This window comes from Leeuwenhoekiella sp. A16 (assembly GCF_047946675.1).
GTDB lineage: Bacteria > Bacteroidota > Bacteroidia > Flavobacteriales > Flavobacteriaceae > Leeuwenhoekiella.
Map to the genome: position 1 here is coordinate 1,494,185 of NZ_CP172313.1, position 11,480 is coordinate 1,505,664.

The following is an 11,480-nucleotide window of genomic DNA, read 5'->3' on the forward strand; positions in this document are numbered from 1 at the left end:
CAAATCTACATGATTTAATGAAACAAAGGTTAGCAAATTGTAAATTTATTTTTAAAAGTTATTGATTTTCAGTTTTTTTCTTGTTTGAGAAGTCCCTCATTTTCTTGATGTTGTCTTCTGTCAACATGTAATCATGTACTTTTCTATTCTTCCATCTATGATAGAGAAACATAGGCATTAAGATAAAAACTGCTGCTAAAATACTTAGACCTATACAGCGGTCACCCGCTACAATCTCATCTATTTCTCTAAGATAAAAGCCTACTCCCATCGTAATTACAAGTAGAAAAAACAGAACTATAATAGCTGTACGCATATTTTATTTTGTTGTTTTATTACTTTCGCGAAAAGCTCAAAAGCTTTCTTCTATAAGCAGTTAGCAATTTAGATTTTGAAATGAAACCGTGATATTTCCCGTTTTTAATGACAGGTAAATTCCAGGCGCCGCTTTCCTGAAACTTCTGCATCACTATTTTAGCCGTATCCTTTTCTAAGTATATATACTCAGGAGCCGAGTGCATCAGGTTTTCAACCAGAGTCGTGTCATACAAGCTGGAGTCAAACATAATCTCCCTAATATCATCAAGAGTAATAACGCCTACCAGCTCTTCATCGTCATTTATTACCGGAAAAAGGTTTCTGCTTGACTTTGCAACTACAGATTTAACCATGTCACCTAGTGTCATTTCAGGATGTACAGAAATAAAGTTAGTCTCAACAATGCCGTTAACATTCATTAATGTAAGAACAGCCTGATCTTTATCATGAGTTATAAGTTCGCCACGCACGCCCAACTCCATAGCATATACAGAATGCGTTAAAAAGTATCTATTAATACCATAAGCAATTGCCGCGGTAATCATTAATGGTATAAACAAGCCATAGCCGCCGGTGATTTCTGCAATAAGGAAAATTGCGGTAAGAGGTGCATGTAGCACACCGGCAAGAAGTCCTGTCATGCCTACCAGAGTAAAATTACTTTCAGAAACATGAACTCCAGGAATACCAATATTATTTATTGCTTTAGCTGTACAATTTCCCATTGCACTACCCATAAAAAGTACTGATGCAAAAATACCACCTATACCTCCACCGGCAAAAGTGATTGAGGTGGCGACCACTTTAAATAGTACTAGTCCTGCCAGAAGAGCGATAATTACCCAAATATTTTCAAGGTAAGCGCTAAAATAAGTTTCGCCCAATGCTTCAATATCGTTACCAAGCATAAGGTCGTTTATCATATCAAAACCTTCACCATACAGCGGTGGAATAAGAAAGACAAGTACGCCCAAAGCTGCACCGGCAAATAGAACTCGAGAGATCAAATTCCATTTTTGGAAATACTCTGTGATCCCAAAATAAACCTTGCTGAAATAAACAGAAACCATACCCGCTATAAGACCTAACACAATATAATACGGGAAATCGCCAATCGTAAAAGATTCCTTAAGAGTAAATGGCAATAACGTATCTGAACCAAAGAAAAAGTATGATGTTAATATTGCCGAAATAGATGCAAGTAAAAGTGGTAAAAGTGAAACTAAAGTAAGATCTAAGCTAAAAACCTCAATTGCGAAAATAATGGCAGCAATAGGCGCTTTAAAGATACAGGACATCGCTCCCGCAGCTGCACAACCTATAAGCAAGGTTCGTGTAGCCTGATTCATATGAAAGATGCGTGAGATATACGATCCCATTGCCGCCCCCGTAACTACAGTAGGGCTCTCAAGACCTACAGAACCACCAAAACCAACAGTGATAGGAGCCGTGATCAAAGAAGCAAAAATCTGGTAGGTGCCCATTATACCTTTCTTTTTTGAAATCGCCTTGAGGGTAGCCGGCACACCATGACTTATTGGGTGACGCACAATATATTTTGTGATCAATACCGTGAGAACGAGACCAACGGTGGGGAAAAGAAAATAAAACCAATAATGATAGTTATCTACCACCCTGCCTTCAAGAAAATCCTGAATAATAAAGGTTATGTTCTTAATGAGGACTGCTCCTAAACCAGAGGTAAGCCCTATTATAATACTAAGAACAAATATAAAATTGGCATTAGAGATATGTTTGTACCTCCAGATGTGAAAGCGGTGCAAGAAAGGTTTCTTACCAGGCATAACGTGATTGAATTATTTCTATTTAATGTCTTATTTACAAGACATAAGCATTGGTTTACAAAACGAATACGTTTTTTGAAAACGCTTGCAAATTTATAATTCAGTTTAGGTTTAACCTATATATATGGCAGATAATCGCAAATAAAATAATCCCGCTAAATAGCGGGATTATTTTTTGACTTATTTATAGATAAACTTCCTTAAACTCATAATTAAATGAATTTAATGAGAAGTATTAACAATATTCATTAAACGCATCTCTCAGGTTATCTGCAATTAATTCTGCAGGACGACCTTCAATGTGATGACGCTCTAACATATGAACCAATTCACCACCTTTAAATAACGCCATAGAAGGAGAAGATGGAGGAAAAGGAATCATAAAACTACGGGCAAGATCTGTTGCTTCACGATCTACACCTGCAAATACTGTAAAAAGATTATCTGGGGTTTTAGCATTTTGAAGAGCCATACGTGCACCAGGGCGCGCATTAGCAGCAGCACATCCACAAACAGAATTCACAACAACAAGTGTAGTTCCTTCTTTTTCCATGGCGGCATGCACATCATCTGCTGTATGTAATTCTGTGAAGCCTACAGATGTAAGATCCTCACGCATAGGTTTAACTAGTTCTGCTGGATACATAATTTTAATTTTTTATTAAAGATTACAAAGATACATAATTATAGTCGGGATAGAATAGAGTTCCCTACAAGGATGCTGCAAGAAAGCTCAGGTTTATATTTATTGAGCATGCAGCTGTAACATTTACTGCCATTTAGCTTCATACTTCATATAAAGACGTTTATTTTTGCAACCGTTATTCAAGAATTAGTAATATGATTAAATGGCTGGGCGCCGTATTGGGTTTTGCTTTTGGTAGGTTATATGGTGCTTTTGCCGGTTACCTTATAGGGTCGCTTATCGATAATTTAATGGGCAACAAAAGCAGTGGCCAGAGCTCAAGGACGATTTTTAATCAACAAAGTCAAACGGTAACTCCGGGTGATTTTGAGCTCAATCTTCTCTCCCTTTGCTCTATTGTAATAAAAGCAGATGGCAATGTGAGCCAGCGAGAGCTTGATTTTGTGCGTCAATACTTTGTACAATCATATGGTAAAGAGCGAGCTAATGCTACCTTTCGCACATTTAATGATGTTATAAAAAACAGAGAAGTAAATGCACAGCGTATTTGCAGTTATCTGGTACAGCGCACACGACCAGAAGTGCGTTTACAAATAATACATTTCTTATTCAGTATCGCACAGGCAGATGGCTACGTTTCTGCTCCAGAGGTTAATCAAATTTCTGAAATTGCTGGTTACCTTAGATTGGGTCGCAGCGAGTTTGAAAGCATTAAAGCGATGTTCTTTAAAAATGCCGAAAGCGCCTATACCATTCTCGAACTTGAGAAATCTGCTACAGATGCAGAAGTTAAAAAAGCTTATCGCGAAATGGCAAAAAAATACCATCCAGACAAACTACAACATATGGATGAAGCCTATCGCAACGGGGCTCAGGAAAAATTTAGGAAAGTACGGGAAGCTTACGAGATCATTCAGAAAGAGCGTGGCATGTAGTTCTAGCCCTTGCTTCCCTCTTTAAACAAGGCGATTAGAAACTGTTTTTTAGGTAATGTGCATATTAATTTTACTTCTTCTGCAGGTGTACTTTCTCCATCCAGAAATCTAAAAATATTTTGAATCTTGTTCTTTTTGAACATCGTAGTAAAAATTTGAGATCCCATTTCATTCTTTCGGTAAAGTACATCAAGAAACAAACGATCGTACCATCTAAATCTATTCTTCATTTTAAACAACCTGAAATCTTTATCTTTCTTCAGAAAATCGACTAATCTTATGGTGATTTTATCGGTATAATTAAAGGTAAAACCGGTGCTGCCACGAGTAAAACCACCCGCGGTGCCTATGTGCATGATATTTTTAGTATTGTGCCGTTCAAACGGATATGAAGTCATGGGTATCGATCCCTTTTCGGTAGCTTTTATCGTGTAGTTTGTAACTCCTAATTCAGTAATAAACTCTTTTATTGCCATTTCATATTCTGCATCAGGTAATAATTTTTCTGAAAAAAGCGTGTATTCTACAAGTGCTCTGGTATTAGAAACAGGAAGCACATACATAAATCGGGTGTTGCCTTTTTGCGCCACCGTAAAATCCATAAAAGTGGCCAAATCAGGGTCAAAAACGGGATTTTCTGCCTCAATATCCCACCCTATAAAATGCTGTTGTAAGACCTGAGAATGCTTTTGTTCTTCAAGTCTTTCTACAGGAAGAATGCTGGTAAATACTTTTTGAGCCCTATAATCTGCCGTTTCCGTTTTAACGGTGACAGCATCCTCTCTTTCGCTAAAGTCAATAACTTTTTCTTCCCTGATCGTGATATTAGAAACCTTTTCAAGCTCACTTAAGCAATAACTATAGAAATCTTTTGCTTCAATTTTATTATAACTGTAGTTTTCTAAATTTATAGTGTCTTCATAGTCTTTTCCTTTTACTGCAATTGTATGCCATTTTTTTGAGACTATAGATCCCCATTCACTCTTGCCTTCTTTCCAGAAACACCATGTTCGATCATTTTTGGTTTTCTGTGCTTTATCAAGAAGTAAAATCTTTTTGTCTTTAAAGTATGTGTCCTGTGACAAGCGATAGGCCAGCATTAAGCCCGAAAGTCCGGTTCCTAAAATAATGTAATCGTAATGGGCAGGTGTAGTCATAAAAGGCAATAGATTGAAGAAAAGCAATGTAGGTTCACAGTATTTCGCTTTAAGCGGACTCAAACCTCAGCCATAAGGGATTAAAGCTAGGATTAATCTACAAGCCTTACAAAAACATTATCTGCAAATTTCTTTGAGATCGTTTCTGTATGCTCGTTAAATTGTATCTTAATAGAGTCGTCAAATTCTCTATGCTCGAGAATTTTTATCTCGCTGCTTAGTGCGAGACCTATTTGCGAGACGTATTTTAAAAAACCCACAGAGCCGTCATTCACAGAAACCAGTTGACAAACACTACCGGTATTAAGTGAAGAAAGCATGATCTTCTCTTCTTTGCGGTAACTGCCGTCTGCATCTGGTATAATCTCCCCATGAGGATCTTTTTTAGGAAAATTCATAAAACGGTCAAGCTCTCTAATTAACTTTTCAGACTTGACATGCTCTAGTTGTTCTGCCACAGCATGCACTTCATCCCATGAAAAATTGAGGTACTTATTAAGAAAAGTCTCCCACAATCTATGTTTTCGCACCAGCACAATGGCAATATCTCTCCCGCTATTAGTTAACTGCAGTTTGCCGTAGCGCTCACTTATGATCAACTCTTTTTTCTTGAGTTTTTTAACCATATTGTTCACAGATGCCGGTGAAAGCTCAAGATATTCAGCTAATTGATTATTACCCACGCGCTCATTTTCTTCAATGTGAATGAGGGCAAAGAGCGCTTTTAAATAGTCTTCTTCGCTCTTTGTTAAATTAACTGAATTTAATTTGTTAGTCATGTCTAACTTAATTAGTTTTGTTTGTCAAAAATAATAAGATTGATTGGCTTTATGAAACAAAACCTGATTTTAGTTCTAGGTCTGCTGGGTTCTGCCAGTATTCTTGCTCAGGAACCTCAAACAGATGATAATCTTATTACAGATCGTCCTGACGCTACAGAATCTTCTAGTCTTATAAAAAAAGGTGCGTTACAGATAGAAAGTGGCGCCGGGTATGAAGCTTATGATTATGACGTTCTTGACGAAAAAATATACACTTTAAATACCACATTGCTACGTTATGGCTTACTTGAAAACCTCGAAATACGTGCAGGATTAAATTATGAGCAGGTAAAAAGTAGCAATGCCAAAAAAGCTGAAGGTTTTTCACCTCTACTTTTAGGAGCCAAAATTGGTATTGCAGAAGAAAATGGATTGCTCCCTAAAATGGCAATTTTAAGTCATTTATATCTTCCATTTACAGCAAACTCAGATTTTAAACCAGAAACGACAGGAATTGATCTCAGGTTTGCTTTTGCCCACACTTTAAGTGAAAAATCTGCATTAGGATACAATCTGGGCGCAGAATGGGTTGACGATTCTGGCTCAGCCGCCTACATCTACACCTTATCATATGGGTACAGCCTCACAGATAATTTAGCCTTATACGCCGAAATTTATGGTGATTTTCCTGAAAATAATACCGCAAATCACTCCTGGGATGCAGGGATTACCTATTTAATTAATAATAACTTTCAGCTAGATGCCACAGTGGGCTCTGGCTTTAACACACATCAATCAATTTTATTAAGCACAGGTTTTAGCTACCGCATAACGCATTAAAAAAATCGTCTAAAACTGGACAAAAAATGAACAAAACAGGTAAAAAATCGCTTGAAGAAGTACACGGCTCCATAAGCACCTCTGGTAAAAAAACCGGCTGGAAAAAGATACTTGCTTTTTTAGGGCCCGCCTATCTGGTAAGTGTGGGCTATATGGATCCCGGTAACTGGGCTACAGATATTGCCGGTGGTAGCCAGTTTGGGTATTCGCTACTTTGGGTGCTGTTAATGTCTAATATTATGGCGCTCCTGTTACAAAGTCTGTGTTCACGTTTGGGCATCGTGCGCGGTGTAGATCTGGCGCAGGCATCAAGAGAAGAATACCCGGCTTTTGTGAACTTTATTTTATGGCTTCTCGCCGAAATCGCAATTGCGGCATGCGATCTCGCCGAAGTTATAGGTATGGCGATCGGGTTGCAACTCTTATTTGGTATGCCAATTATCTGGGGCGTGTGCATCACTGTTCTGGATAGCTTTTTACTGCTATTCCTGCTAAACAAAGGCATAAGACGTATGGAGCGTTTTATAATCAGTCTTATATTCATTATCGGACTCTCCTTTCTGGGCGAAATGTTCTTTGCAAAACCCGATTTAGGCGAAGTTATGACTGGTTTTATTCCTTCTTTACCAGGCAGCACTGCGCTTTATATTGCAATAGGAATCATAGGTGCTACCGTAATGCCTCACAATTTGTATCTGCATTCTTCCTTAGTACAAACCCGAAAAATAAATCACACAAAAAGAGGTATAAAACAGGCTTTAAGGCTCAATTTTCTCGATTCTGCAATCGCTCTTAACCTCGCCTTTTTTGTAAATGCTGCTATTTTAATTCTAGCAGCTTCTGTCTTTTTCAAAAACGGAATGTACCAGGTTGCAGATATTACAGATGCTCACAAATTATTGCAAGGGCTTCTGGGCACAAAATGGGCTCCTATCCTTTTCGCAATAGCGTTAATTGCCGCAGGACAAAGTTCTACTCTAACCGGGACTTTAGCAGGACAAATCGTGATGGAAGGTTACCTGAACCTGCGCATACAGCCGTGGGTACGCAGGCTGCTTACACGTATGATCGCAATCGTACCGGCGCTCCTCACTGTTATCTATTATGGCGAGCATGGTCTGGGAGAATTGCTCGTATTGAGTCAGGTAGTTCTTAGCTTACAACTGGGTTTTGCGATGATACCACTTATTCATTTTGTAAGCGACAACAAGAAAATGAATGGGTATCACATTAAATGGCCGCTTAGAATAGCTTCCTGGCTAATCACAATAATAATTGTTGCGCTAAATGCGAAATTGGTCTTTGACGAGGTAAACAGCTGGTTAGAAAGTTCAGAAAATACTTTTTATATCTGGATGTTTCTGATTCCTCTCATTGCCGGTGCAGGCTTACTATTGATCTATATCACAATTAAACCATTGATCAAAAAAACCAGCATAAAAGAACGAAATATGGTGCCGCACGTTACCTCAACTTCCTTTCTTGATCTTGCCACGGTTAAAGATTATAAGAAAATTGCCATCGCCCTTGATTTTTCTAAATCTGACATAAAAACAATATCTTCTGCGATACAAATGGGCGGTAAAGAGGCTATTTATACGCTGATTCATATCGTTGAAACTCCGGGTGCTTTAATTTATGGCAATACAATCCAGGATTTTGAAACGACCAGTGACAGAGCATTTTTAGACACCTACAAGATCGAACTTGAAAATCAGGGATTTAATATAGTTATAGAACTGGGCTTTGGCTCTCCTAAACGTTCAATTTCTAAGATCGTTAACAACGGCAGTTTTGATTTGCTTGTATTGGGCGGTCACGGCCATATGCTTTTTAAAGATTTGCTTTTTGGAACCACCGTAGACGGTGTGCGCCACAGAGTTGATATTCCGGTTTTTATAGCCTAATAACAACCTGCACGAGGTTAAACCTTGTAGCATTTTAAACATGAATAAGTAAAACAGAAATACGTTATGCTAAACAATATTATAGATTACTTTGAGCAACTTGACCCTGTACTCGCTGCTTTTTATGCAACGCTTTTTACATGGGGCGTTACAGCTTTAGGAGCTTCTCTGGTCTTTTTCTTTAAAGGAATGAATCGTGCTCTTTTTGATGCTATGCTAGGTTTTACAGGTGGTGTTATGGTAGCAGCCAGTTTCTGGAGCTTACTGGCGCCCGGTATAGAGATGAGTCCGGGAGAAGGTTTTGAAAAAGTGATTCCTGCAGTTGTAGGTTTCGCTTTAGGCGCCGGATTTCTATACGGTTTAGACAAAATTTTACCTCATTTACACGTTAATTTTGAAGAACAGGAAGGTATTAAAACGCCTTGGCACAAAGCCGTACTGCTTACACTTGCGATCACACTTCACAACATACCAGAAGGTCTGGCTGTGGGTGTCCTTTTTGGCGGAGTATCAGCGGGTTTTGAGGGTGCGACAATTGGTGGCGCAGTAGCTTTGGCAATTGGTATAGGCTTACAAAACTTCCCGGAAGGATTTGCAGTTGCCATGCCTTTGCGCAGACAGGGATTGAGCAGATGGCGAAGTTTTAATTACGGCCAACTTTCTGCAATCGTAGAACCTGTTGCTGCAGTTTTAGGCGCTTATGCTGTAATGTCATTTAAACCTATTTTACCATATGCGCTAGCCTTCGCCGCGGGCGCAATGATATTTGTTGTAATAGAAGAAGTGGTCCCAGAAGCACAGCGTGGAAATCACGCAGACCTTTCGACAATGGGTTTTATAGGTGGCTTTATACTTATGATGACACTTGACGTAGGTTTGGGTTAATTGCAACTAACGCCATTTTTATAAGTCAATTTTAATGAGTAATTTAATTGTATGATGCGATTTTTGATTGTTTTTTGTTGTTTTTTGCTTGCTACAGCCGGTTTTTCTCAAGAAGTTGAAAAAGATACTGTGCAGGTAGATCATCAGGTCTTTCCGCCGCAAATTGTTCTAAAAGCACACTATGGTAAAATGGTAAACCTAGGCGATTTTGCTATAAAATTTAAAGAGGTGGTTTCAGATTCCCGTTGCCCCAGTGATGCAAATTGTATCTGGGCCGGTGAAGCAATAATAAAAGTTGAGCTTTATAAAGATGGCAATTTTATAGAAGAAAAAGAGGTGAAATTTAGCGGTACAGGTAATTCCCGATTGCTTTTTAGCTCTAACGAGAAAGACTTTCTGGCATATTCTTTAAGCCCATATCCTAAAGCTGCAAACGGTAGAATTGAGAAAAAGGATTACTGTTTAAATTTGAGTTTAAAACAAAAAGAAGATTAAATCATCAAAGAATTGAATTCTTTCGCGAAATTAAAGTTTTGAAACACCTATATTAAAAAATGCTGCATTAGCGGTTCCAGCGCTAGCGCCTTTAAGGGAATAGCCCACATTAATAATATCATTAGCATTTAAAAGTAAAAGAATGTTACCACTTGTTCCCCAATAATCAGAACTAGGCAGATTTACCGCTCCGTCTGTAATTATCAATGGCTTTACTCCGTTTATTGATACTTCTACCCGATAATTACGATTACCAGTAGGCATATTTGTGGTTGAAAAACCCGCTGAAATCAGATACGTTCCGCTTTTTAAAACCTGCACTTCTCCGTGATTGGCCGAAAGTTTATAAAAACCTGACCCGGTGCTCAACACATAATTTTCATTAACAGGAAAAGACGTGATCGCATCATCATTGGCCAGAATTATTCCGCCGTTCATACTGCCGCGATTCAAAATAGCTGATGGTGTTTCGGTACGTAAAAAAGGTTGCCAAATACCTTCTGTACGAATATACCAGTTACTTTCTGTGGTATTGTATATTAACGCACCGTCTAAAGGCGTGGGTATAGCATTCATTTGTGCAGTAGTCATTCTGGGCTGCACCAATGCACGCGTTGTACTATTGATCTGTAGAGCAGATCCCGGCGCGAGATCTGTAGTATTAATACCTACCCCTTTTGTACTTTCAGTTTGAGAAAAGCCAAAGTAACTAATAAACAAAAACAGAATTAAACTCTTAAATTTCAATAGTTTATATTTAATTACAGCTTTACAATTCCTATATTAAAAAAGCGCGCATCAAGGTTGACATTGTTATTATTCAGAACATAACTCAATCTAATTTGATCATTGGCTTTTAAAGCGTAAACCAGCACACCACTCGTTCCCCATTCATTAGTTGAACCACTTGGGAAATTCACGTTTCCCCTTACTAAATAACCTATTAGATTTCCGCCTTTATAAACACCAATAATATATTTTTTATCTCCTGAAGGCAGATTGCTTACTGCAAATCCTGCAGAGATCATATAGTTCCCGTCCTGTAAAATTTTTATGGTCCCGTCTGAAACTACCTGAAAAAATGAATTGTCTATAGATTCTAGCTCAGGAGTATTTAATGGAAAGGGATAATAAGTATTTGTAGCCGTGTTGACAACATTGTTATCTGGATTTGCTTCATAATCTTTACGTAATACTACAGCAGGTAAATCAGGTCGAGTAAGGTCATTCCAGGTTCCCGATGAAAATAAAAATAAGGAAGATGAAGTTGAATTGTAGACTATAGAGCCATCAAGTGGTGAAGGTATAGCCAGCATCTGGGTCTCTGTCATGCGCGGCGGCACAAGAGCTCCTATTGTACTATCTATCTGCAAAGCACTACCGTCATCTACGTTTACCGTCCCAATGCCAACTTGAGCTTGCAGGACGAAATTAAGAAACAGCAGAACAATTACGAATTTGGGGTTGTAATTATTTTTCAACTAAAAAATTTGCACAAATATACAAGTTTAATTGAAATAATAGATTTCTATAAATTATATCAACTTTTTAAACTGATATTACACTATTTCATCTACTAATGACAACCACAGTCGTCCTTTCCGCAACCTCCTTTTTTAGAAGAGTTTCCACCTAAAAAAGCTGGTTTCCATATAAATTTAGTTACTAAATAGCCTGCAGCGGCTAAAAATATAAGTAACACTAAAGCATTTTGAATCCATTCCATAATCT

General features: G+C 38.2%; 13 protein-coding genes. 5 read left to right on the top strand and 8 right to left on the bottom strand.

Translation table 11 applies throughout. The features are described 5' to 3' along the window. Positions 1-58: 58 nt before the first annotated feature. The 3 genes from ACH3O9_RS06340 to ACH3O9_RS06350 all read right to left on the bottom strand — a co-directional run bounded on the left by ACH3O9_RS06340 (position 59) and on the right by ACH3O9_RS06350 (position 2,769). A complete protein-coding gene (locus ACH3O9_RS06340; RefSeq protein ID WP_416445407.1) occupies positions 59-316 on the bottom strand; it encodes a hypothetical protein in 258 nt (85 codons plus the stop codon). 19 nt (positions 317-335) lie between these two features. Continuing rightward, positions 336-2,123, bottom strand: coding sequence for a chloride channel protein (locus tag ACH3O9_RS06345; protein ID WP_416445409.1), 1,788 nt, complete (start codon positions 2,121-2,123; stop codon positions 336-338). A gap of 235 nt (positions 2,124-2,358) precedes the next feature. Beyond that, a complete protein-coding gene (locus ACH3O9_RS06350; RefSeq protein WP_416445411.1) occupies positions 2,359-2,769 on the bottom strand; it encodes a BrxA/BrxB family bacilliredoxin in 411 nt (136 codons plus the stop codon). 194 nt (positions 2,770-2,963) lie between these two features. Here ACH3O9_RS06350 and ACH3O9_RS06355 point away from each other — a divergent pair, with 194 nt between their 5' ends. After that, positions 2,964-3,704, top strand: a complete 741-nt coding sequence (locus ACH3O9_RS06355; protein WP_416445413.1) for a TerB family tellurite resistance protein — start codon at positions 2,964-2,966, stop codon at positions 3,702-3,704. Between the two features lie 2 nt (positions 3,705-3,706). Here the strand turns inward: ACH3O9_RS06355 and ACH3O9_RS06360 are convergent, their stop codons facing one another. Next, positions 3,707-4,861, bottom strand: coding sequence for a lycopene cyclase family protein (locus ACH3O9_RS06360; protein WP_416445415.1), 1,155 nt, complete (start codon positions 4,859-4,861; stop codon positions 3,707-3,709). Between the two features lie 92 nt (positions 4,862-4,953). Beyond that, complete coding sequence (locus ACH3O9_RS06365; RefSeq protein WP_416445417.1) at positions 4,954-5,640, bottom strand: metal-dependent transcriptional regulator; 687 nt, start codon at positions 5,638-5,640, stop codon at positions 4,954-4,956. Between the two features lie 51 nt (positions 5,641-5,691). Here ACH3O9_RS06365 and ACH3O9_RS06370 point away from each other — a divergent pair, with 51 nt between their 5' ends. From ACH3O9_RS06370 to ACH3O9_RS06385, 4 genes are all read left to right on the top strand, one after another. Continuing rightward, entirely contained in the window at positions 5,692-6,462 is a 771-nt protein-coding gene (locus tag ACH3O9_RS06370) for a transporter (RefSeq protein WP_416445419.1), read from the top strand. Positions 6,463-6,488: 26 nt separating this feature from the next. Beyond that, positions 6,489-8,369 carry an Nramp family divalent metal transporter gene (locus ACH3O9_RS06375; protein ID WP_416445421.1) on the top strand — a complete coding sequence of 627 codons (1,881 nt, stop codon included), beginning with the start codon at positions 6,489-6,491 and terminating at the stop codon, positions 8,367-8,369. A gap of 66 nt (positions 8,370-8,435) precedes the next feature. After that, the gene (locus ACH3O9_RS06380; RefSeq protein ID WP_416445423.1) at positions 8,436-9,254 is read left to right on the top strand and encodes a ZIP family metal transporter; all 819 of its coding nucleotides are present in this window, start codon (positions 8,436-8,438) and stop codon (positions 9,252-9,254) included. Between the two features lie 51 nt (positions 9,255-9,305). After that, positions 9,306-9,749 carry a hypothetical protein gene (locus tag ACH3O9_RS06385; RefSeq protein WP_416445425.1) on the top strand — a complete coding sequence of 148 codons (444 nt, stop codon included), beginning with the start codon at positions 9,306-9,308 and terminating at the stop codon, positions 9,747-9,749. Between the two features lie 30 nt (positions 9,750-9,779). On the opposite strand, the gene ACH3O9_RS06390 is transcribed toward ACH3O9_RS06385, so the two are convergent. The 3 genes from ACH3O9_RS06390 to ACH3O9_RS06400 all read right to left on the bottom strand — a co-directional run bounded on the left by ACH3O9_RS06390 (position 9,780) and on the right by ACH3O9_RS06400 (position 11,475). Then, positions 9,780-10,496 (bottom strand): hypothetical protein, encoded by a 717-nt coding sequence (locus ACH3O9_RS06390; protein WP_416445428.1) that lies wholly within the window; start codon positions 10,494-10,496, stop codon positions 9,780-9,782. A 14-nt stretch (positions 10,497-10,510) separates the two neighbouring features. After that, the gene (locus ACH3O9_RS06395; RefSeq protein ID WP_416445430.1) at positions 10,511-11,230 is read right to left on the bottom strand and encodes a hypothetical protein; all 720 of its coding nucleotides are present in this window, start codon (positions 11,228-11,230) and stop codon (positions 10,511-10,513) included. A gap of 95 nt (positions 11,231-11,325) precedes the next feature. After that, a complete protein-coding gene (locus ACH3O9_RS06400; RefSeq protein ID WP_416445432.1) occupies positions 11,326-11,475 on the bottom strand; it encodes a hypothetical protein in 150 nt (49 codons plus the stop codon). Between the last annotated feature and the right edge of the window lie 5 nt (positions 11,476-11,480).

Coding starts and splice junctions, on each gene's coding strand:
- ACH3O9_RS06365 (WP_416445417.1), bottom strand. CDS start 5,640: ATGACTAACAAATTAAATTCAGTTAATTTAACAAAGAGCGAAGAAGAC.
- ACH3O9_RS06370 (WP_416445419.1), top strand. CDS start 5,692: ATGAAACAAAACCTGATTTTAGTTCTAGGTCTGCTGGGTTCTGCCAGT.
- ACH3O9_RS06345 (WP_416445409.1), bottom strand. CDS start 2,123: ATGCCTGGTAAGAAACCTTTCTTGCACCGCTTTCACATCTGGAGGTAC.
- ACH3O9_RS06380 (WP_416445423.1), top strand. CDS start 8,436: ATGCTAAACAATATTATAGATTACTTTGAGCAACTTGACCCTGTACTC.
- ACH3O9_RS06340 (WP_416445407.1), bottom strand. CDS start 316: ATGCGTACAGCTATTATAGTTCTGTTTTTTCTACTTGTAATTACGATG.
- ACH3O9_RS06385 (WP_416445425.1), top strand. CDS start 9,306: ATGATGCGATTTTTGATTGTTTTTTGTTGTTTTTTGCTTGCTACAGCC.
- ACH3O9_RS06350 (WP_416445411.1), bottom strand. CDS start 2,769: ATGTATCCAGCAGAACTAGTTAAACCTATGCGTGAGGATCTTACATCT.
- ACH3O9_RS06355 (WP_416445413.1), top strand. CDS start 2,964: ATGATTAAATGGCTGGGCGCCGTATTGGGTTTTGCTTTTGGTAGGTTA.
- ACH3O9_RS06360 (WP_416445415.1), bottom strand. CDS start 4,861: ATGACTACACCTGCCCATTACGATTACATTATTTTAGGAACCGGACTT.
- ACH3O9_RS06375 (WP_416445421.1), top strand. CDS start 6,489: ATGAACAAAACAGGTAAAAAATCGCTTGAAGAAGTACACGGCTCCATA.
- ACH3O9_RS06400 (WP_416445432.1), bottom strand. CDS start 11,475: ATGGAATGGATTCAAAATGCTTTAGTGTTACTTATATTTTTAGCCGCT.